A 19,396-nucleotide genomic window follows, 5' to 3' on the forward strand; every position below is an offset into this window, starting at 1 on the left:
GCCGGGCTGTCGCCCGGCCGCGTCGCACTTTCCGGACCGTTACGGTCCTGCATCAGAACTGCAGATCCGGGCAGCTGTCATCCGACGTGTAGTCGTGCACGGTGATCGCACCCGAGGCGATGTCGTCGGATGCCTTTTCGACCGCAGCCGTCATGTCGTCGGTGATCAGTGCCTCGTTGTGTTCGTCGACCGCGTAGCCCACGCCATCGTTCGACAGTCCCATCACCACGAAGCCCGGTTCCAGATCGGCGCCCTCGCTGAACGCATCGTAGACCGCGTTGTCGACGCGCTTGGTCATCGAGGTGAGGACCTTGCCAGGGTGCATGTAGTTCTGGTTGGAATCGACGCCGATAGACAGGATGCCTTCGTCGGCGGCGGTTTGCAGAACGCCCACGCCGGTGCCGCCGGCCGCGGCATAGATCACGTCGGCGCCCTGGCTGATCTGCGCCTTGGTCAGCTCGGAGCCCTTCACCGGGTCATTCCATGCGGCGGGGGTGGTGCCGGTCATGTTGGCGATGATCTCGGCATCCGGGCTCACGGCCTTGACGCCCTGCGCGTAGCCACAGGCGAACTTGCGGATGAGCGGGATGTCCATGCCACCGATGAAACCGACGGTGCCGGATTCGGACGCCTCGGCCGCCAGCATGCCGACGAGGTAGGAGCCTTCGTGTTCGTTGAAGACCACCGAACGTACGTTGGGTTCTTCCACGACCATGTCGATGATGACGAACTTGGTGTCCGGGTAATCGGGCGCGACTTCCCCCAGTGCGTCGGCGAAGGCGAAGCCGGCCATGACGATCGGGTTGGCGCCGCGTTCGGCGAAGCGGCGGAGCGCCTGTTCGCGCTGGGCTTCGGACTGAAGCTCGATCTCGTAGAACTCTTCGCCGGTCTCTTCCGACCAGCGCTGGGCGCCGCCGAAGGCGGCTTCGTTGAAGCTCTTGTCGAATTTGCCGCCCAGATCGTAGATCATGGCAGGTTCGGCCAGCGCGGCGCCGGCGGTCAGCGCGAGTGTGGCGGTGGCGCCAAGGAAGGATTTGAAGACAGTCATGCGAGCTCTCCCAAGCCAGAAGGTTCAAGACGCCCGCGTCCCGCGGCTCTGCCGGCCTGGCGTGGAATGCCCACGCGAACGAGGCCCATGGGCCCGCGGCTTGCGGACAGGTCTCAGGCGATGGAGGGAATAAAGGACGCAAGCCTTGGCAGGGTCAACGGAATTCTGCGGAAGCGGCGTTGGGGAAGGCTGTTCCTGTGGTAGCTGCGATCAAAGCGTGCGCTGCATGACAAGCGCATCTTCGGACAGACCGTCCATACGTTGGTAATAATCCTTGCGGCGGCCCACGATCTCGTACCCGCAGGAGAGGTAGAGCGTGAAGGCCGGGCCATTGTCGGCGGAGACTTCCAGGAAGGCGCGCGCGGCCCCCATGGCGTGGGCCTCCATCTGCCACAGGTCCATCAGCGCGCGGGCAAGGCCATGGCGGCGGTGACCGGGATCGGTGGCGATGGTCAGAAGCTCGGCCTCGTCCGCTGTGACACGGTAGAGCGCGAAGGCGCGGTCGTCGCCCACGGCGCGGGTGCCCTTGCTGGACAGGAGGCTTTCGAACTCGCCGGCGGTCCAGGGGCGGGACTGGGCGAAGGCGGCCAGGTGGATCCGGGCCATGAGATCGGGCGTCATCCGTCCAGCAACACTGGCGGCACGTCGCGCGACGGTGCGGCGTCGGCGGGGCGGAGGTAGAGCGGGGCGGGGGGCGTGGCAGGCCCGCCCTGCGCAAGACGCGTCGCGGCGATGCGGGCGATTGTGTCTGCTATCCCCGTGTCGGGGAGCGTGGCGTCGATACCTTTGACCGCCCACCGGGCCGCGATGTCGGTGGCGTGACGGCCTACGATGGCGAAGCCGGCGTCAGGGGCGGGAACGTCGGCCCAGCCTGCATAACCGTTGGCACCCGGCTGCGGGGGCGCTGCGGGGCGACCGTTGACGTAGTCCTGAATATACAGCCCGGCGCGCTGGGATTGCAGCACGACGCGCTGCGGCGCCACATCTGTCGGGCCGGTGGGGCCGCGGAGGATATCGAAGGCGCTGATTCCGATGGCGGGGATGCCCAGCCCCATCGCAAGGCCGCGGGCGGCGGACACGGCGATGCGGATACCGGTGAAATTGCCGGGACCGATGCCAACGCCGATGGCGTCGAGCCCGTCCCAGGGCATTGCCTGTTCCTCCATGACCTCTTCCAGCAGCGGCATCAGGCTTTCGGCCTGTCCGCGTGTCATGGGCACATAGCGGCTGGCGACGATCTGGTCATAGCACAGCAAAGCGGCCGCGCAATGCGCGGCCGATGTGTCGAAGGCAAGGATCGAAGGACCGGTCATCACGCGAGAACGGGGCGGACCTCGGTCACTTCGGGGATGTAGTGGCGCAGCAGGTTCTCGATCCCCATTTTCAGCGTCAGGGTCGAGGACGGGCAACCGGCGCAGGCGCCCTGCATGTGCAGGTAGACCACACCCCGTTCGAAGCCGTGGAACGTGATGTCGCCACCGTCCTGCGCAACCGCCGGGCGGACGCGGGTGTCGAGCAGTTCCTTGATCTGGCCCACGACTTCCTCGTCCTCGCCCGCCTCGGTGGCGGCGTGGCCGGAGGCGGCGTCGGGGCCGGCTTCGTTCATCACCGGCGCGCCGGACTGGTAGTGCTCCATCACCGCGCCAAGGATGGCGGGCTTGATGTGATCCCAGTCGATGCTGTCGGCCTTGGTGACGGTCACGAAGTCGTTGCCGAAGAACACGCCGGTGACACCCGACACATCGAAGATGCGTTGGGCGAGCGGCGATTTGACGGCGGCTTCGGCCGTCGGAAAGTCGGCAGTGCCCGCGTCGAGCACGGTCTGGCCCGGCAGGAATTTCAGCGTGGCCGGATTCGGTGTCGCTTCGGTCTGGATGAACATCGCGGCATCTCCCATGTATCTTTACCGCATATGCGGTCGGGGCAGGGTGAAGTCAAGAATTAGAATGATTTTAAACTGGAGGGCGCGAGACACAAGGGGATTCGCCACGGTCGGGCAGGATCAGGTGATTTCTTCCAGCTTTTCCTTGCTGAGATTGCCGGGCACGATGGTGATCGGGATCGGCAGGTCGCCTGCCGACCGGGAGAGATGCGCAACGAGCGGCCCCGGCCCCTTGCCTTCGGCGCCGGCGCCCAGGACCAGCACGCCGATCGTCGGGTCTTCCTTGATCTGGGCCAGGATTTCATCGACGGCCTCGCCCTCGCGGATCACCAGTTCGGGGTCGACCTTCTGGCGATCGCGCATCCACTTGGCGAAAACCTCGTAATGGGCTTCGATCCGTTCGCGGGTTTCGGCCCGCATCAGGTCGGCGACGCCGATCCAGTGGTTGAATTCCTCGGGCGGGATCACGGACAGGATCGTGACCCCCGCACCGGTGGAGGCCGCACGCATGGCGGCGAACCGCATCGCGTTCAGGCATTCGCGGCTGTCATCGAGAACAACCAGGAATTTTCTCATTGTGCTCTCCCCCGCAGGTTCCAGGGCGAAGAGCGCCTGAAGAACCGGCATGGGGGATCATCGCAAGTCGGGGGGCGAATGACAATCGTCGAATGATATGGCCGTGCCCAAGGACTATTCCGGGGCCTATTGCACCGAGGCGGCCCAGTCCCAGTACAGTTCGCGCACACGCTTGGTGACGGGCCCGGCCTGGTAGGACACATCATCGAAGGCCACGACCGGCGTGACCTTGGACAGGTTGCCCGACAGGAAGACCTCGTCCGCGTCTTCGAAATCGTCGAAGGACAGGACGGTTTCGTGCACCTTCATGCCGTCGGCGCGCATGTTATGGATGTGGCGCATCCGGGTGATGCCGGCCAGGAAGGTGCCGTTCGGGATGGGGGTGAAGACCTCGCCATCCTTCACCATGAAGACATTCGCCGTGGCGGTTTCGGCCACGTTGCCGGTGGCGTCGGCGACCAGCGCGTTGCCGAACCCCTTGCGGCGGGCCTCGGCCATCATGCGGGCGTTGTTGGGGTAAAGCGCACCGGCCTTGGCGTTGACAACCGCGTCATCCATCACCGGACGGCGGAAGCGGGTGCGCGTCAGCGTGGTGGTGGAGGCGGAGCCGGGCATCGGCATCTCTTCCAGCGAAATGGCGAAGCCGGTCTGTTCCTCATCCGGCATGACGGCGGTTTCGTTGCCGTCGATGCCCCAGTAGATCGGCCGGATGTAGATCGCGGCGTCTTCGGAATAGGGTTCCAGCCCTTCCTGTACGATCTCCATCATCTCTTCGGTCTCGACCGTGGGGTGCAGGAGCATCGCTTCGGCCGACCGGTTGAGGCGCGCGCAATGCGCTTCGAGATCGGGGGTTTTCGAGTTGAAATGGCGGGCACCGTCGAACACCGAGGATCCGAGCCAGGTGGCATGATCGGCCCCCCGCATGATCATCGCGTCGCCATCGTGCCATGTGCCTTCGAAATATGTTCGGATATTCGTACCAACGGCCATGCTTCGTCCTGTCGATTGTTTTCGCTCGGGCGGAAGCTTACCGGGCGGGTGGACAGGGGTCCACAGTGGCTCTGCGCCGCAGCATGACGGCTGCGTTACCTGCGCGCATCTGCACGTGCCTGTTGCCTATCTGCTTGAATATCGGGCAGTTGTTGGTGCCGCTGCCGCCGATCCGCCCCCGCGAACGGCCCGCCCGCTCACCCCCGTCGGATCCCTTGCGGGATCCTCCTTGCCGTTCGCGGGGGCAGATCGGGGTGGAATTCGGGCGCGGGCCTCAGATGGCCGGGGGCACCATGCCGACGATGTCGTAGGTTTTCTTCAGGATCGGCGCGGTGATTTCGCGTGCGCGCTCTGCGCCGCGGGTCAGGATGCGGTCGATCTCGTCCTGCTCGCCCATCAGGCGGGCCATTTCCGTGGAAATGGGGGCTAGCCGTTCGACGGCCAGATCGGCCAGCGCCGGTTTGAAAGTGCCGAACTGCTGGCCGCCATATTCGGCGATCACCGCGTCGGCAGTTGTTTCGGCCAGGGCCGCGTAGATGTTCACAAGGTTTCGGGCCTCGGGGCGCTCGGCCAGGCCGTCCAGGGTTTCGGGCAGTGGCTCCGGGTCGGTGCGGGCCTTGCGGATCTTTTGGGCGATGGCATCGGCATCGTCGGTCAGGTTGATGCGGCTCATGTCGGACGCATCTGATTTCGACATCTTCTTCGATCCATCCCGGAGCGACATCACGCGCGTGGCGGCCCCTTCGATGACCGGTTCGGTCAGCGGGAAGAACTCGACGCCGTAGTCGTGGTTGAACTTGATCGCGATGTCGCGGGTCAGTTCGAGATGCTGTTTCTGGTCCTCGCCGACGGGCACATGGGTGGCGTGGTAGATCAGGATGTCGGCTGCCATCAGCGCGGGATAGGCCAGAAGGCCCAGCGAGGCGTTCTGCGTGTTCTTGCCCGCCTTGTCCTTCCACTGGGTCATCCGCTGCATCCATCCCATGCGGGCGACGCAGTTGAAGATCCATGCCAGCTGGGCGTGTTCAGGCACCTGGCTCTGGTTGATCAGGATGGATTGTTCCGGGTCGATGCCCGCCGCGATGAAGCCCGCGCAAAGCTCCCGCGTGTTCTTCCGCAAGTCGGTCGGGTTCTGCCAGACCGTGATCGCGTGGAGATCGACCATGCAGTAGACGGTCTGGAAATCCTCCCCCTGCATGTCGACGAAGCGCTTGATGGCACCAAGGTAATTGCCGAGATGCAATCCGCCGGACGGCTGGATTCCCGAGAAGACACGGGGAGTGAAGGCGGCGTTGGTGTCGGTCATGGGGTCTGGGCCTTGCGGGCTGGTCAAGGGGGCCGGGTTCGCTTACCCATGCGCGGGCAGGGCGTCAAGCAGAGCAGGAGATCAGATGTCGGACGACGATCGGGAAAATGGCGAGGAACCGGCGGTTCTGCCCATGCCGCCGGTGGTGGCGGCGCTGTTCATCGTTCTGATCGGGATCGAGCTGGCGTTCTTCCTGGGCACGCAGGGCATCGTCGGCGGTCCCGGGGCCGTGGGCTGGCGACTGGCCGCCGTGCAGCGCTTCGGTTTCTCGGGCGACATCCTGTGGTGGATGATCGAAACCGGGCGCTGGCCTGCGAACCACATGATCCGCTTCGTGAGCTATCCGTTCGTTGCGGCGAGCTTTACCAATGCCCTTGTGGCGGGGGTCATGCTGCTGGCGCTGGGCAAGATGGTGGCCGAGGTCTTCGGCGCGATTTCGATGCTGCTGATCTTCTTCGTGTCCTCGGCCGTGGGGGCGCTGGCCTATGGGCTGCTCGCAGGCGATCCCTATCCCTTGCTGGGCTCGTTCCCGGCGGTCTACGGCATGATCGGCGGATATACCTACCTTATGTGGCGGTCGCTGGAGATCGTGGGCGCCAGCCAGTTGCGGGCCTTTTCGCTGATCGCGGTGCTGATGGGCGTGCAGCTTGGCTTCGGGCTGTTTTTCGACGTTCAGAAGGACTGGATCGCGGATCTGGCCGGGTTCCTTTCGGGCTTTGTTTTGTCGATCGTTCTCGCGCCCGGTGGATTGCGGGCCTTGCTGGCGCGGATCCGGCGGGACTGATCTTTCAGCTACGGGCTGGATCGCGCCCGAGCCGGCCCGCCCACCAGCCCCAACGGCGGATGCAGTCCGCATCCGCCTCGCCGTCTCGGGCGCGATCAGTGGTAAGGGGGTCGCCGCCTATTTCGACCGGCGAAAGGCGCCGCGGATTTCCGACAGGCTGAGCGCGCCCGTCAGCTGGGCCGAGGCGAAGTAGACGACGATGCCGCTTGTGACCAATCCTGCCAGCGCAAGATAGCGCCAGCCGGGACTGTTGAGCGCATCGCCAAGCACTGTCGCGCCGCCGATGAGGGCCAGGGCCATGATCCCCGACGACAGGCAGACCCGCCCGAGCCGCTTGTAGAACCGGGTATCGAACCGGGCGACGTCACCCAGGGGCGCGGTACCGCGCCACAGGAGCCAGACCATGGCCCAGGCGGCGATGGTGGAACTGATGACCGCCGCGTGCCAGCCGATCACGTAGCTGCCGCCGACCGCGATCACGGCGTTCACCACCATGGCGACGACCGCGAAGCGGAAGGGCGTCCTGGTATCCTGCCGGGCGAAGTAGAGCGGCTGCAGCACCTTCTGCAGAACGAAGGCCGGCAGGCCCAGGCCGTAAAGTGCCACGGCCGTGGCCGTGGCCGCCGTATCCTCGGCCGTGAAGGAGCCGCGCTGGAACAGGACCGAGATAAGCGCCGTGGGGATCACCACCAGCGCCGCGGCGGCCGGGACGGTGAGGGCGAGCGAGATCTCTCCCGCGCGGTTGAAGGCGGACCGGGCGCCGGTATCGTCGCCGGCCGTCAGGCGGCGGGACAGGTCAGGGAGCAGCACGACAGCCACGGCGATGCCCACGACCCCCAGCGGCAACTGGTAGAGCCGGTCGGCATAGCCGATCCATGCGATGGCCCCATCGGTAAAGGACGCGACCTGCCGACCGACCAGCAGGTTGATCTGCAGCACGCCACCCGCCAGCATCGCGGGGGCGGCGATCTTGGCCAGCAGGATCATGTCGGGTGTGAGACGGGGCAGGCGCGGCCGGATCGGGAAGCCGGCCCGGCCCGCGGCCCACCAGACCAGCGCCAGTTGCGCGATCCCGGCGATCAGCACGCCCCACGTCAGGATCGTACCTGTGGCAATGCTGGCCGCATCCGGGCCGCCATTGATGTCGATATGGAACAGGTCCCGGAACAGCCCGCTTTCGGCAAAGAGCAGAGCCGAGACGAGGATCACGTTCAGCAGCACCGGCGCGGCGGCCGCCGCCGCGAAGCGCCCGGCCGTGTTGAGAACCCCGGAACAGAGGGCTGCGAGCGAGATGAAAAGGATGTAACCGAAGGCGATCCGGCCATAGACCACGGCAAGCGGGAAGCGTTCGTCGCCTGCAAAGCCCGACGCCATGGCCAGCACCAGCCACGGCATGAACAATTGGGCCAGCAGGGTGAAGACGATCAGGAGCGATCCAAGTGCCGCGAAGGCATCGTTGGCGAACCCCAGCGCATCCTCTCCCTTTTCCACCTTCTTGGAGAAGAGCGGGATGAAGGCCGTGTTGAACGCGCCTTCGGCGAAGAAACGGCGGAACATGTTGGGGAGCGCGAAGGCCACAAGGAACGCCTCGGCCACCGGGCCCGCACCAAGGAAGGCCGCGATCATCAGGTCGCGGACAAGCCCCAGAACGCGGCTGGCCATTGTCCAGCCGCCCACGGTGAAGAAGCCCATCATCAGGCGGATCGGTTTCATGGCCCTGCCTCTGGCTGCGCGCCCGGGCCTATTCGGATGCCCGCTTCGCGCCTTCGTCGATCGCTTCGCGCAGGCGCGCTTCCAGGAAACGCTGCTTGCTGCGGGCGTGGTATTTCAGGCCGAACATGTCCTTGACGTAGAACGTGTCGACCACCTGTTCGCCATAGGTCGCGATCACGGCATTGGCAATATAGACGTTGGCCTGCGTCATGGTCCGCGCCAAGTCGTACAGCAGGCCGGGACGGTCGCGGCTGTTGACCTCGATCAGCGTGTAGATGTCGGACGCGTCGTTGTTGAAGCTGACATTGGTGGCAACGGTGAAGGCCCGCTCGCGCTTTTTCAGCTTGTCGCGTGGCTCCAGCGCGCGGGAGGCCACGACCTCTCCGCCCAGCGTCCGGCGCATCATCTGTTCCAGCCGCGGCAGGCGGTCGGCATCGTAGGGGTGACCGGTCGAATCCTGTATCCAGAAGGCCGACGTCACGTAGCCGTCCTTGGTGGTGTAGCTGCGCGCGTCGACGACGTTGGCGCCCACAAGCGCCAGCGCGCCGGTCAGGCGGGAAAAGATGCCGGGATGGTCGACCATGGCAAAGCACGCCCGCGTCGCGTCGCGGTCGCTGTCGGGGTACAGGTGGATCTGCAGCGCCGACGGATCGTTCTTGGCCGCCAGCTGCCGCAGCATCCGGGCAAAGACGACATGGGCCGTGACATGCAGCCCCTGCCAGTAGGGCGCGTAATGGCGCTTGGTTTCGACCTTGAGGTCTTCCTTCGGCCAGTCGGGCAGGGCGGCGCGCAGCGCCTTCTTGGCCTCGACACCGCGGTTGGCGCGGGTGAAGTCCTCCATCCCGTCTTCCAGTGCGCGGCGGGTCTGGCGATAGAGCGCGCGCAGAAGTGCGGCCTTCCAGTTGTTCCACGTCGACGGGCCCACGCCGCGGATATCGCAGACGGTCAGTACCGTCAGCAGGTCCAGCCGGCGGACCGATCCGACCATCTTGGCAAAGTCGCGCACCGTGCGCGGATCGGCGATGTCGCGCTTTTGGGCGGTGTCCGACATCAGCAGGTGATAGCGGACCAGCCATTCGACGGTATCGCATTCCTCGCGGTCCAGTCCCAGTCGCGGCGCCACCGTGCGCGCGATCCGGGCGCCAAGGATCGAATGATCCTCGGCCCGGCCCTTGCCGATGTCGTGGCACAGAAGCGCCACGTACAGCACCCGGCGGTTCACACCGCCCGACAGGATTTCGCTTGCGACGGGCAGGCTTTCGGTCAGATTGCCCTTCTCCATCATCGCCAGTTGCGCGATGCACTGGATCGTGTGCTCGTCCACCGTGTAGCTGTGATACATGTTGAACTGCATCATCGCGACGATGGGTTCGAATTCGGGGATGAAGGCAGACAGCACGCCAAGCTCGTTCATCCGACGCAGGGCGCGTTCCGGGTTGCCGTGGTTCAGCAGCAGCCCCATGAAGATCTTCTGCGCTTCCGGATCCGTGCGCATCGCATTGTCGATCAGGTGCAGGTTGGCCGTGACCAGCCGCATCGCGTCGGGATGGATCAGCAGGCCCGACCGCAGCCCTTCCTCGAACAGGCGCAGAAGGTTCAGCTTGTCGTTCAGGAAGGCCACCGGATCCGCGATTGCCAGGCGGGTGTTCACCACGACATAACCGTCCTGCACCTCGGGCGTGCGCATGAAGATCCGTTCCAGAAGCGGCTGCTGTCGGACGCTTTCGCCTTCCAGCTTGGCCACGAAGATCCGGGTCAGATCGCCCACCGCGGTGGCCTGGCGGAAGTAATCCTGCATGAAGATCTCGACCGCCCGGCGCCCGCGCAGATCGGTATAGCCCATGCGCTGCGCCACCTCGACCTGCATGTCGAAGGTCAGCTGTTCCGTCGCCCGGCCCGCGGCCAGATGCAGATGCCCGCGCACGGCCCACAGGAAGTTTTCGGCCTTGCGGAAGGTCTCGTATTCCTCGCGCCGGAAGACGCCCAGCGGCACCAGTTCGGCGGCGGCGCGGACACCGTGAATGTACTTGGCGATCCAGTAGAGCGATTGCAGATCGCGCAGCCCGCCCTTGCCCTCCTTGACGTTGGGCTCGACCATGTAGCGTTCGCCCTGCCGGGAATGGCGGTTTTCCCGCTCCTCCAGCTTGGCTTCGGTGAATTCGCGTTCGGTGCCAGAGAACAGCTTCGTGCGCAGCTGCTCTTCCAGTTCGTCCGCCAACGCCAGATTGCCCGCAAGATGGCGCATCTCGAGCATCGAGGTGCGGATCGTGAAATCGTCGGCGCCCAGCTTCAGGCAATCGCGGATGGTGCGGCTGGAATGGCCGACCTTCAGCTTCAGGTCCCACAGCAGGTAGAGCATCGCCTCGATCAGCGCCTCGGCGTCGTCGGACATCCGGCTTTTCGCAAGAAACAGCAGATCGACGTCGGAAAACGGCGCCATGTCGCCACGGCCATAGCCGCCGACGGCGATCAGCGACAGCGGGTTCTTCTTCGCGCGCTCGGACAGCGGGGCCAGCCACCGTTCGGCGATCTGCATGGTGGTGATCACCATCGTGTCGGTCAGGTAGGTGTAGGAGCGCACCATATCCGCCGCCGCGCGGGGGCGGGCGGTGAAGGCGTCGGCGATGATCTTGCGGCCCTGGGCCAGCGCCTCGCGCAGGATCGGGACCACGGCATTGCGGATCTCGGCCGCGTCACCGCCGGCTTTCTGCGTCCTCTCGGCGACCTCGTGCGCGGTGGCGCGCAGCGCGTCGACATCGACGATGTCTGGCGCAGGCAGGATCAGCGGCTGCGGACCGGCGACGGAAGACGGGGACGGCCCCGGCGTGGCGTCGGCCAGCGGTCCGGGCGAATAGATGGCGCCGGCGCGGTCGGTGACCGCGCCGGGCTGCGCTGGCGTTTCGGCCATGGCTGTCGGCGGCGACTTAGGAGCCAAAGGCCGAGAAGCTCGTCGGGGCCGGATCGATCACGACGACCTGCTTGTCGCGCACCGTGGCCACGGCGAGGCCGCGTTCGTTGGTGCCGTCGGGCAGCAGGCGGAAGATGCCGCCGGTCCCCTGGAAGCCACGGGACTGTGTCAGCGACCGGCCGGTCAGCGCGTTGCTGTTGCCGCTGGCAACCAGCGCACCGACAGCGGCGATGCCGTCATAGCCAAGGCCCCCGATCGGGTGCGGCTCGGCCCCGTAGGTCGATTTGTAGCGGGCCCGGAAGGCGGACGACTTGGTCGGATCCGGCAGGGCGAACCACGCGCCCTCGACCCCTTTGTAGCCAAGGGTCTGCGGCGGAATATCCCAGCGCGTCAGGCCGATGAACTGGGGCGAGGGCGAGATCAGCCCGGCTTCGGGCAGCATCTGGGCGTAAAGCGGCAGCGCCCCTTGCGTGTTCGACGTGAAGAAGATCGCGTTGGCGCCGCTGGTGCCGACTTCATCGCGAATCCGGCCCACGCTTGCAACCACCGCCTCCTGCGATGGCTCGTAGACCACGGTGCCCACTTCCCGCGCCGGGCTGCCGGAAAGGGCGCTTTGCACGGCCTGGTAGCCAAGCTGGCCCGGAACGTCGGTGCCGTGCACGACGACCATGTTGCGCTTGTCGTTGCGGGCGGCATAGCTCACCAGCCGGTCGGCGGTGTTCTTGAAGGTCGCCCCCAGGATGAAGACGTTCGATTCGGCATAGGCCAGCGACGCATTGTTCGAGAACGACAGGATGTTCACGCCCGACCCGGCCGTTGCGGCGGCAACCGCGGCGGTCGATTCCTGGAAGAGCGGCCCGATGATGATCTTGGCCCCGTCGGCCACCGCGCGCGATCCCGCGCTGGCGGCAAGGGCCGGGTCGCCTGCCGTGTCATAGACGCGCAGGTCGATCTGGGTGCCATCAAGATCCGTCACCGCCATGCGGGCGGAATTCTCGAGGCTCTGACCGATGGCCGAGATCCCGCGTTCGGCGGAACTTTTCGGCACCAGCAACGCCACAACGACCGGAGCGCCGGGATTGATCGACGGTCCACCGGACAGATTGTTCGCCACGGGCAGGTCGCAGGCGGTCAGGGCCAGGGCGCCCAGCGAGGCAAGCAGGCCTATGGCCGCCTTGCGGGTGCGGTGGAAAACGGCAAACATGTGGCGGATACTCCTCGTCCGGCGGTTGATGGCACGCGGCGAGGATCATAGAGGCCATCAAGGCCGGGTCCAGTCTTGAATCACCAGAACGTAAATCTCGCGCCGGGTCTTTACCTTGTTGCAACGCCGATCGGGACCGCCCGCGACATCACGCTGCGGGCGCTCGACGTGCTGGCATCGGCCGATGTGCTGGCGGCCGAGGACACGCGCACCCTGCGGCGGCTGATGGACATCCACGGCGTGCCGCTGAACGGACGCAAGGTTGTGGCCTATCACGACCATTCCAGCGACGAATCGCGCGCGCGGCTGGTGGCGCTTGTCGCGGGCGGCGCCTCGGTGGCCTATGCGTCCGAGGCGGGCATGCCGCTGATCGCCGATCCCGGCTACGGGCTGGCCGCCGCGGTGACCGAAGCGGGCCTGACCGTGACCGTTGTGCCCGGCGCCTCGGCGGTCCTGACGGCGCTGAGCCTGTCGGGCCTGCCGTCGAACGCGTTCTTCTTCGCCGGTTTCCTGCCCAATTCGGGCGGTGCCCGCCGCAGCCGTCTGGAAGCACTGGCCGACGTTCCCGGCACGCTGATCTTCTACGAAGCGCCCCACAGGGTCGCCGCCAGCCTGACCGACATGGCGGACACACTTGGTGCAGACCGGACGGCGGCGCTTTGCCGCGAACTGACCAAGAAGTTCGAGGAAATCCGCCGCGGCACGCTGGCCGAACTGGCCGAAACCGCCCGCAGTAGCCCGCCCAGGGGCGAGATCGTGCTGGTGGTGGACCGGGTGCGTTCAGGGGCCGTTAAGGAAGATGATGTAGAACAGGTGCTGGGCGATGCGTTGAAAACGATGTCGGTGCGGGACGCGGCCGATGCGGTTGCGGCAGCCCATGGCATGCCCCGGCGGAAGGTTTACCAGATGGCTTTGCGCCTGTCGGCAAACAAGGATGACGGCGAATGATTCCAGCCCCTCTTGCGGCCTCGCGGCCCGCCTCGTCACAGCGATCCGAACGGGGCGCGCGGGAATATCGCGCGGGATTGGCCGCGGAAGCGTGCATTGCGCAGGACTACGAACGCCGCGGGCTGACGGTCGCGCGCCGCCGCTGGCGGGGCAAAGCGGGTGAAATCGACCTGATCGCGCGGGATGGCGATGGCCTGGTCTTCATCGAAGTGAAGAAAAGCCGGTCCTTCGCGCGGGCGGCCGAACGGCTGGGGCCGCGGCAAATGGCCCGGCTGTGCGGTGCGGCCGAAGAATTCATGGCGGGCGAACCCATGGGCCTTCTGACCGAAATGCGCTTCGACGTGGCGCTGGTCGACGGGCAGGGGCAGTTCCGGATCATCGAAAACGCCTTCGGCCAGTTCTAGGGCCCGTTCCGGGGGCCGACCCAAGAAGTGCATTGAACCCCGGCATGGGGCGCGTCATGTAAGATGGCGTGACGTTGCCGAACCGGGGGAGTGCCCATGAAGATCGCCTTTCAGATGGATCCGATCGGGTCCGTGGACATCAATGCCGACACCACCTTCCGCCTCGCGGAAGAGGCGCAGGCCCGCGGGCACGATCTCTTCTTCTACAGCCCCGACAAGCTGGCCTTCCAGGAAGGCCGCATCACCGCGCGCGGCCATGACATGACCGTGCAGCGTGTCGCCGGCGTCCCAGCCGTGCTGACGCCCGAGCGCGAGGTCGACCTGGCCGAGATGGACGTCGTCTGGCTGCGCCAGGACCCGCCCTTCGACATGCATTACATCACCACGACTCATCTGCTGGACCGGCTGAAGGGCACGACACTGGTGGTGAACGATCCGTTCTGGGTGCGCAATTATCCCGAAAAGCTGCTGGTACTTGATTTCCCGCAGTTGACGCCCCCCACCGCCGTCACCCGCGATCTGGAAACCATCCGCGACTTCCGCGCCAAGCACGGCGACATCATCGTGAAGCCGCTTTACGGCAACGGCGGCGCCGGGGTGTTCAAGCTGCACACCGGCGACAGCAACCTGTCGTCCCTGTTCGAGATGTTCACCGGATTTTCGCGCGAGCCGCTGATCGTGCAGAAGTTCCTGCCCGCCGTCACCAAGGGCGACAAGCGCATCCTGCTGATCGACGGCGATCCCATCGGCGCCATCAACCGCGTGCCGGCGGAGGGCGAGACACGGTCGAACATGCATGTCGGCGGCCGCCCCGAGAAGGTCGGCATGACGGAGCGCGATCGTGAGATCTGCGCCGCCATCGGTCCGCTGCTGAAGGAAAAGGGGCAGGTTCTGGTCGGCATCGACGTGATCGGCGACTACCTGACGGAAATCAACGTGACCTCGCCCACCGGTATCCAGGAACTGGAGCGTTTCGACGAGATCAACGTCGCCGGGAAGATCTGGGAGGCTGTCGAGGCCCGCGTAGCGTGAGCTGGCAGGCGCGCCTTCTGAACCCTGTCCTGCGGTACATCGAGAAGCCGCAACTCGCCCGCGCGGTCGAACCCGCCGCGGTGCGGGCGAAATTCGAACGCCATGCCAGCTGGCTCTTCCGTCGCCCGCGGGGCGTGGCGATCCGCGAGGCGCCGCTGGGCGAGGGCCAAGCACTGTGGTGCGGCGCGGGCGAGGGCACTATACTTTATGTACATGGCGGGGCCTACATCATGGGAAGCCCGCGCACCCACGCCTACCTTGCCGCGCGCATCGCGCAGGCGACGGGCGCCACGGTCTGCGTGCCGCGCTACCGTCTGGCGCCCGAACATCCCTTTCCCGCCGCGCCCGATGACATCATGGCCGCCTACCGCGCGTTGCTGGAGGCGGGGCACGACCCGCGCCGCGTGATCATCGGCGGTGACAGTGCCGGCGGCGGGCTGGCGCTGGTGCTTCTGACGCAGATCCTGGCGAAGGGCCTTCCGGTGCCGGCGGGGTATTTCGGGTTCTCGCCGTTCACCGACCTCACCTTTTCAGGCGCGTCCTTCCGGGAGAACGCCAAGGCCGAAGTGCTGCTTCCGGCCACGCGCGCCGAGGATCTGGCAGAGTTCTACCTTCAGGGTCAGGATCCGGCGGATCTGCGCGCCTCGCCCCTGTTTGCCGACATGGCGGGCGCGCCGCCGGTCTGGTTGTCTGTATCCGACACCGAGATCCTGCGCGATGACACCTTCCGGCTGGCCGAAAAGCTGGCCGAGCAGGGGCGCGAGGTACATCTGCACAAGGCCGGCAACCTGCCCCATGCGTGGCCCATCTTCCAGGGTCGGCTGCCCGAGGCAGACGTGGCGATCCGGGATCTGGCGGTCTGGGTCAGGTCGATTCTGACAGCGTCAGCCGGTAGCTGAGCGCCTCGGCCACATGGGGTTTGTGGACCCCGTCGCTTTCGTCCAGATCGGCAATCGTGCGCGCCACGCGCAGAACGCGGTGATAACCGCGGGCCGACAGGCCCATGCGTTCGGCCACGCGGTTCAGCAGGGCATGGCCTTCGGCATCCGGCGTCGCGACCTCCTCCAGCCGTTCGCCTTCGGCATCGGCGTTCAGGCGCAGGTCCGGCGTGTCGGCATAGCGGGCGGCCTGTATCTCGCGCGCGTTCACCACGCGTTGGGCGACCTGGGCCGACGTATCCCCCGACGGTGGCAGATTCAGGTCGGTCATGGCGACGGGGGGGACTTCGATCCGCAGATCGAACCGGTCCATCAGGGGGCCGGAAATCTTGCCAAGATAGTCATCCCCGCATCCCGGCGCACGGGCGCAGGCGCGGGCAGGGTCCGGCAGGTAGCCGCAGCGGCAGGGATTGGCGGCGGCGACCAGCAGGAACCGGCAGGGGTAGCTGACATGCGCATTGGCGCGGGAGACCATGACCTCTCCGTTCTCGATCGGTTGGCGCAGCGTCTCCAGCACCTGCCGCGAGAATTCTGGGAGTTCGTCCAGAAACAGGACCCCGTTATGGGCCAGGCTGATCTCCCCCGGCTTGGCGGTACGCCCGCCGCCCACGATGGCGGCTTGCGACGCTGTGTGATGGACCGACCGAAAGGGCCGGGTGCGGTCGATCCCGCCATCGCCCAGCAGCCCGCAGAGCGACTGGATCATCGAGGTTTCCAGCGCCTCGGCCACGCCGAGCGGCGGCAGGATACCCGGCAGGCGGGCCGCCAGCATCGACTTGCCCGAACCGGGCGTGCCGACCATCAGCAGATGATGCCGCCCGGCGGCGGCGATTTCCAGCGCGCGCTTGGCCCGTTCCTGGCCCTTCACGTCGCGCAGGTCGTGGGTGCCGTTTGCCTTCTGCCGGACTTCGCCGGCGGTGGCGGGGGCCAGCGGGGCCTGTCCCGTGAAATGGCGCACGACGGCGCCAAGGTCGGGGGCGGCGATCACTTCGGCCGCGTCGACCCACGCCGCTTCGGCGCCCGATTCCTTGGGGCAGAGCAATGTTCGATTTTCGGTCGCCGCCGCCAGCGCCGCGGGCAGGGCGCCGGGCACCGCGCGCAGCCGGCCATCGAGAGACAGTTCCCCCAAAGCCACCGTGTTTTCTGCCGCGTCCGCGGGCACGATCCCCAGCGCGGCCAGCAGGGCCAGCGCAATGGGCAGGTCGAAATGGCTGCCTTCCTTCGGCAGGTCGGCGGGCGACAGGTTCACCGTGATCCGGCGCGAGGGCAGGGCGATGGACATGGCCCCCAGCGCGCTGCGCACCCGTTCGCGCGCCTCGGACACTGCCTTGTCCGGCAGGCCCACGACCGAAAAGCCCGGCAGGCCCGGTGTCAGCGCGCATTGCACCTCGACCGGTTGCGCCTCGACCCCTTCGAAGGCCACGGTATAGGCCCGTGCGATCATTGCCGCCTCCTGTCATGCCATGCTCATGGCTAGGGGCGGTATGGTTACTGATCGGTTAATCGCAGGCGGGAAAGGTTAGGGAAGGTGGCTGACGCGTCCCACGTTCCAGCCGGTTTCCAGCCGGGTGATCTCGGTCACCGACAGGTTGTCGATCTTCTGCCCCAGCGCTTCGTGCGGGGTGATGCCGCGTGCGCGCTGGACCTGGCCCAGGATCATGCCGAAATGGCCCACGACAATGATGTCCCGGCCGCGGTGATCCGCGATCAGCGCGTCGATGGCCGGATCGACCCGCGCGCGCATCTGGTTCCAGCTTTCGCCGCCGGGCGGGCAGATGTCGCCCGGTTCGGACCAGAAGGCGCGCGACAGCTCCGGGTGGGTTTCCGTGATCTCAGGGTGGCGGCGCAATTCCCAGTCGCCGAAATGGATTTCGCGCAGGGCCTCGTTTGGCGCCAGCAGATCGCGGCCTTGCGCCAGCGCCTCGGCCGTGGCGACGCACCGGATCAGGTCGGAGGAGATCACCACAGCGTCGCGCGGGAGGTGATCCGACAGGCGGGCCATTGTCGCGGCATCGCTCAGATCGGCGGGCAGATCGCTCCACCCGACCATGCCCTTGGCATGCGTGGGCCCGTGGCGGACAAGGTGGAGGCGCGTCACGGCGTGGCGCCCTTCAGCACGACCGGCAGCCCGGCCACGACCTGGATGGCCAGATCGGCCTGCGCGGCAAGGGCGATGTTCATCCGGCCGTGCGCCTCGCGGAAGGCGCGGGTTTCGGCATCGGCCGGCACCACGCCCTGGCCCAGTTCGTTCGTGACGATCACGACGCGGGCGGGGCTTTCGGCGATGGCCTCGAGCAGGTCACTGGTCGCCTGCACCACATCGGCGCCGGCCATCATCCGGTTGTTCAGCCACAGCGTCGCGCAATCCAGAAGCGCCGTCGCGCCTTCGGGCAGGGATTTCAGCCGCGCCTCGGTATCGTGGGCGCATTCCACCGTCTCCCAGCCGTCGCCGCGTCGGGACACGTGGCGGGCGATCTTCGACGCCATCTCGTCATCCCAGGCCTCGGCCGTGGCAAGGTAGAGATGCGGGGCGGGCGAGGCTTCGACCAGGCCTTCGGCAAAGGCCGATTTGCCCGATGCCGCGCCGCCGATCACCAATGTCGTCATGGGAAGCATGGCTGCTGGTCTCCTCTGCTCTTGTCATTGCCCGGATTCGTTCTAGCCGATTGTGATCCGGTTTCCGCTGGCCTGCGTAGTTAGTTCAAATGCGCCGGGCAAGCTCTGTCTCGCCAAGCCCTGCCGCCACGAGTGCCCGCAAGGAGTGAGAGATGGATGTGAATACAGCCCCCCGCCCAGCCCTGTCCCGCGTGGCCATGAAGGCCGAGATGCTGGATGCCGAAACCGAACGCGCACTGGCCATCGCCTGGCGCGACAACCGGGACGAGGCGGCGCTGCACCGCCTGACCACGGCCTACATGCGGCTGGCCATATCGGTCGCCGCCCGGTTCAAGCGCTACGGCGCGCCGATGAACGACCTGATCCAGGAAGCCGGACTTGGCCTGATGAAGGCCGCCGACAAGTTCGACCCGGACCGCGGCGTGCGGTTTTCCACCTATGCCGTCTGGTGGATCCGCGCGTCGGTTCAGGATTACGTGATGCGCAACTGGTCGCTGGTGCGCACTGGCTCGACCTCTTCTCAGAAGTCCCTGTTTTTCAACATGCGCCGCGTGCAGGCACAGGTAGAACGCGAGGCCACGGCCGAAGGCGAAACGCTGGATCGCGCCACGCTGTACCAGCGGATCGCGACAGAGCTTGGCGTGTCGGTGAACGACGTGGCGATGATGGACGGGCGGCTGGGGGGCAGCGACTTTTCCCTGAACGCCCAGCAATCGGCCGAGGATGAGGGCCGCGAATGGATCGACGCGCTGGAAGATGACGGCCCGCAGGCGGAACAGACCGTGTCGCAGGATCTGGATAACGCCCAGCTGCGCGAATGGCTGGTCGGCGCGCTGTCAAAGCTGTCGGAACGCGAACGCTTCATCGTGGCGGAACGGAAATTGCGCGATGACCCGCGAACGCTGGAATGCCTTGGCACGGAACTGGGGCTATCAAAAGAACGTGTTCGCCAGTTGGAGGCCGCGGCCTTCCAGAAGATGCGCAAGAACCTTGAAGCCCGGTCCCATGAGGTGCAGAACCTGCTCGCATGAAAAGGCGAGTCGCGTT

The 19,396-nt window shown here is 66.3% G+C and carries 19 protein-coding genes; 6 read left to right on the top strand and 13 right to left on the bottom strand.

Annotation, left to right across the window (positions count from 1 at the left end; genetic code table 11):
• Positions 1-52: 52 nt before the first annotated feature.
• From D4754_RS10360 to trpS, 7 genes are all read right to left on the bottom strand, one after another.
• The gene (locus D4754_RS10360) at positions 53-1,048 is read right to left on the bottom strand and encodes a BMP family lipoprotein (RefSeq protein ID WP_121063176.1); all 996 of its coding nucleotides are present in this window, start codon (positions 1,046-1,048) and stop codon (positions 53-55) included.
• 210 nt (positions 1,049-1,258) lie between these two features.
• Complete coding sequence (locus D4754_RS10365) at positions 1,259-1,669, bottom strand: GNAT family N-acetyltransferase (RefSeq protein ID WP_163025869.1); 411 nt, start codon at positions 1,667-1,669, stop codon at positions 1,259-1,261.
• Positions 1,666-2,361 (bottom strand): tRNA (adenosine(37)-N6)-threonylcarbamoyltransferase complex dimerization subunit type 1 TsaB, encoded by a 696-nt coding sequence (gene tsaB / locus D4754_RS10370; RefSeq protein ID WP_121063178.1) that lies wholly within the window; start codon positions 2,359-2,361, stop codon positions 1,666-1,668. The genes D4754_RS10365 and tsaB overlap by 4 nt, the downstream gene beginning before the upstream one ends.
• Positions 2,361-2,930, bottom strand: a complete 570-nt coding sequence (locus D4754_RS10375; RefSeq protein WP_121063417.1) for a NifU family protein — start codon at positions 2,928-2,930, stop codon at positions 2,361-2,363. Before D4754_RS10375 ends, tsaB begins: the two co-directional genes overlap by 1 nt.
• Positions 2,931-3,050: 120 nt before the next feature.
• A complete protein-coding gene (locus D4754_RS10380) occupies positions 3,051-3,506 on the bottom strand; it encodes a universal stress protein (RefSeq protein WP_121063419.1) in 456 nt (151 codons plus the stop codon).
• Between the two features lie 126 nt (positions 3,507-3,632).
• Positions 3,633-4,496, bottom strand: a complete 864-nt coding sequence (locus D4754_RS10385; RefSeq protein ID WP_121063180.1) for a branched-chain amino acid aminotransferase — start codon at positions 4,494-4,496, stop codon at positions 3,633-3,635.
• Positions 4,497-4,770: 274 nt separating this feature from the next.
• Positions 4,771-5,802 (bottom strand): tryptophan--tRNA ligase, encoded by a 1,032-nt coding sequence (gene trpS, locus D4754_RS10390; protein ID WP_121063182.1) that lies wholly within the window; start codon positions 5,800-5,802, stop codon positions 4,771-4,773.
• Positions 5,803-5,887: 85 nt separating this feature from the next.
• Here trpS and D4754_RS10395 point away from each other — a divergent pair, with 85 nt between their 5' ends.
• Positions 5,888-6,586, top strand: coding sequence for a rhomboid family intramembrane serine protease (locus D4754_RS10395; protein ID WP_240453831.1), 699 nt, complete (start codon positions 5,888-5,890; stop codon positions 6,584-6,586).
• A 117-nt stretch (positions 6,587-6,703) separates the two neighbouring features.
• Here D4754_RS10395 and murJ read toward each other — a convergent pair whose 3' ends face one another.
• The 3 genes from murJ to D4754_RS10410 are packed head-to-tail and all read right to left on the bottom strand — an operon-like array spanning position 6,704 to position 12,411.
• Complete coding sequence (gene murJ / locus D4754_RS10400; RefSeq protein ID WP_121063184.1) at positions 6,704-8,299, bottom strand: murein biosynthesis integral membrane protein MurJ; 1,596 nt, start codon at positions 8,297-8,299, stop codon at positions 6,704-6,706.
• Positions 8,300-8,327: 28 nt separating this feature from the next.
• A complete protein-coding gene (locus tag D4754_RS10405) occupies positions 8,328-11,207 on the bottom strand; it encodes a [protein-PII] uridylyltransferase (RefSeq protein WP_121063186.1) in 2,880 nt (959 codons plus the stop codon).
• Positions 11,208-11,223: 16 nt separating this feature from the next.
• Positions 11,224-12,411 (bottom strand): penicillin-binding protein activator, encoded by a 1,188-nt coding sequence (locus D4754_RS10410; protein WP_121063188.1) that lies wholly within the window; start codon positions 12,409-12,411, stop codon positions 11,224-11,226.
• 75 nt (positions 12,412-12,486) lie between these two features.
• Between D4754_RS10410 and rsmI the strand changes: the two genes are divergently transcribed.
• The 4 genes from rsmI to D4754_RS10430 all read left to right on the top strand — a co-directional run bounded on the left by rsmI (position 12,487) and on the right by D4754_RS10430 (position 15,694).
• Positions 12,487-13,359 (top strand): 16S rRNA (cytidine(1402)-2'-O)-methyltransferase, encoded by an 873-nt coding sequence (rsmI, locus tag D4754_RS10415; RefSeq protein WP_121063190.1) that lies wholly within the window; start codon positions 12,487-12,489, stop codon positions 13,357-13,359.
• Positions 13,356-13,763: a YraN family protein gene (locus D4754_RS10420; RefSeq protein ID WP_121063193.1), complete on the top strand. Its 408-nt coding sequence runs from the start codon at positions 13,356-13,358 to the stop codon at positions 13,761-13,763. Before rsmI ends, D4754_RS10420 begins: the two co-directional genes overlap by 4 nt.
• Before the next feature lie 96 nt (positions 13,764-13,859).
• On the top strand, positions 13,860-14,795 hold the full coding sequence (gshB, locus tag D4754_RS10425) for a glutathione synthase (protein WP_121063195.1): 936 nt from the start codon (positions 13,860-13,862) through the stop codon (positions 14,793-14,795).
• On the top strand, positions 14,792-15,694 hold the full coding sequence (locus D4754_RS10430; RefSeq protein ID WP_121063197.1) for an alpha/beta hydrolase: 903 nt from the start codon (positions 14,792-14,794) through the stop codon (positions 15,692-15,694). The genes gshB and D4754_RS10430 overlap by 4 nt, the downstream gene beginning before the upstream one ends.
• Here the strand turns inward: D4754_RS10430 and D4754_RS10435 are convergent.
• From D4754_RS10435 to cobU, 3 genes are all read right to left on the bottom strand, one after another.
• The gene (locus D4754_RS10435) at positions 15,660-17,177 is read right to left on the bottom strand and encodes a YifB family Mg chelatase-like AAA ATPase (protein ID WP_121063199.1); all 1,518 of its coding nucleotides are present in this window, start codon (positions 17,175-17,177) and stop codon (positions 15,660-15,662) included. The genes D4754_RS10430 and D4754_RS10435 overlap by 35 nt on opposite strands.
• A 75-nt stretch (positions 17,178-17,252) precedes the next feature.
• Positions 17,253-17,831 (bottom strand): histidine phosphatase family protein, encoded by a 579-nt coding sequence (locus D4754_RS10440; RefSeq protein ID WP_121063200.1) that lies wholly within the window; start codon positions 17,829-17,831, stop codon positions 17,253-17,255.
• Positions 17,828-18,349 carry a bifunctional adenosylcobinamide kinase/adenosylcobinamide-phosphate guanylyltransferase gene (gene cobU / locus D4754_RS10445; RefSeq protein ID WP_121063202.1) on the bottom strand — a complete coding sequence of 174 codons (522 nt, stop codon included), beginning with the start codon at positions 18,347-18,349 and terminating at the stop codon, positions 17,828-17,830. The genes D4754_RS10440 and cobU overlap by 4 nt, the downstream gene beginning before the upstream one ends.
• A 152-nt stretch (positions 18,350-18,501) precedes the next feature.
• Here cobU and D4754_RS10450 point away from each other — a divergent pair, with 152 nt between their 5' ends.
• On the top strand, positions 18,502-19,380 hold the full coding sequence (locus tag D4754_RS10450; RefSeq protein WP_121063204.1) for an RNA polymerase factor sigma-32: 879 nt from the start codon (positions 18,502-18,504) through the stop codon (positions 19,378-19,380).
• Positions 19,381-19,396: the final 16 nt, after the last annotated feature.

Origin of the sequence: Chachezhania antarctica (genome assembly GCF_003646465.1) — a bacterium.
Taxonomy (GTDB): Bacteria; Pseudomonadota; Alphaproteobacteria; order Rhodobacterales; family Rhodobacteraceae; genus Chachezhania; species Chachezhania antarctica.

What these genes read in the sequence shown, in the direction of transcription:
- D4754_RS10360 (WP_121063176.1), bottom strand. Translation starts at nt 1,048, where the DNA reads ATGACTGTCTTCAAATCCTTCCTTGGCGCCACCGCCACACTCGCGCTG.
- D4754_RS10365 (WP_163025869.1), bottom strand. Translation starts at nt 1,669, where the DNA reads ATGACGCCCGATCTCATGGCCCGGATCCACCTGGCCGCCTTCGCCCAG.
- tsaB (WP_121063178.1), bottom strand. Translation starts at nt 2,361, where the DNA reads ATGACCGGTCCTTCGATCCTTGCCTTCGACACATCGGCCGCGCATTGC.
- D4754_RS10375 (WP_121063417.1), bottom strand. Translation starts at nt 2,930, where the DNA reads ATGTTCATCCAGACCGAAGCGACACCGAATCCGGCCACGCTGAAATTC.
- D4754_RS10380 (WP_121063419.1), bottom strand. Translation starts at nt 3,506, where the DNA reads ATGAGAAAATTCCTGGTTGTTCTCGATGACAGCCGCGAATGCCTGAAC.
- D4754_RS10385 (WP_121063180.1), bottom strand. Translation starts at nt 4,496, where the DNA reads ATGGCCGTTGGTACGAATATCCGAACATATTTCGAAGGCACATGGCAC.
- trpS (WP_121063182.1), bottom strand. Translation starts at nt 5,802, where the DNA reads ATGACCGACACCAACGCCGCCTTCACTCCCCGTGTCTTCTCGGGAATC.
- D4754_RS10395 (WP_240453831.1), top strand. Translation starts at nt 5,888, where the DNA reads ATGTCGGACGACGATCGGGAAAATGGCGAGGAACCGGCGGTTCTGCCC.
- murJ (WP_121063184.1), bottom strand. Translation starts at nt 8,299, where the DNA reads ATGAAACCGATCCGCCTGATGATGGGCTTCTTCACCGTGGGCGGCTGG.
- D4754_RS10405 (WP_121063186.1), bottom strand. Translation starts at nt 11,207, where the DNA reads ATGGCCGAAACGCCAGCGCAGCCCGGCGCGGTCACCGACCGCGCCGGC.
- D4754_RS10410 (WP_121063188.1), bottom strand. Translation starts at nt 12,411, where the DNA reads ATGTTTGCCGTTTTCCACCGCACCCGCAAGGCGGCCATAGGCCTGCTT.
- D4754_RS10420 (WP_121063193.1), top strand. Translation starts at nt 13,356, where the DNA reads ATGATTCCAGCCCCTCTTGCGGCCTCGCGGCCCGCCTCGTCACAGCGA.
- gshB (WP_121063195.1), top strand. Translation starts at nt 13,860, where the DNA reads ATGAAGATCGCCTTTCAGATGGATCCGATCGGGTCCGTGGACATCAAT.
- D4754_RS10435 (WP_121063199.1), bottom strand. Translation starts at nt 17,177, where the DNA reads ATGATCGCACGGGCCTATACCGTGGCCTTCGAAGGGGTCGAGGCGCAA.
- cobU (WP_121063202.1), bottom strand. Translation starts at nt 18,349, where the DNA reads ATGCTTCCCATGACGACATTGGTGATCGGCGGCGCGGCATCGGGCAAA.
- D4754_RS10450 (WP_121063204.1), top strand. Translation starts at nt 18,502, where the DNA reads ATGGATGTGAATACAGCCCCCCGCCCAGCCCTGTCCCGCGTGGCCATG.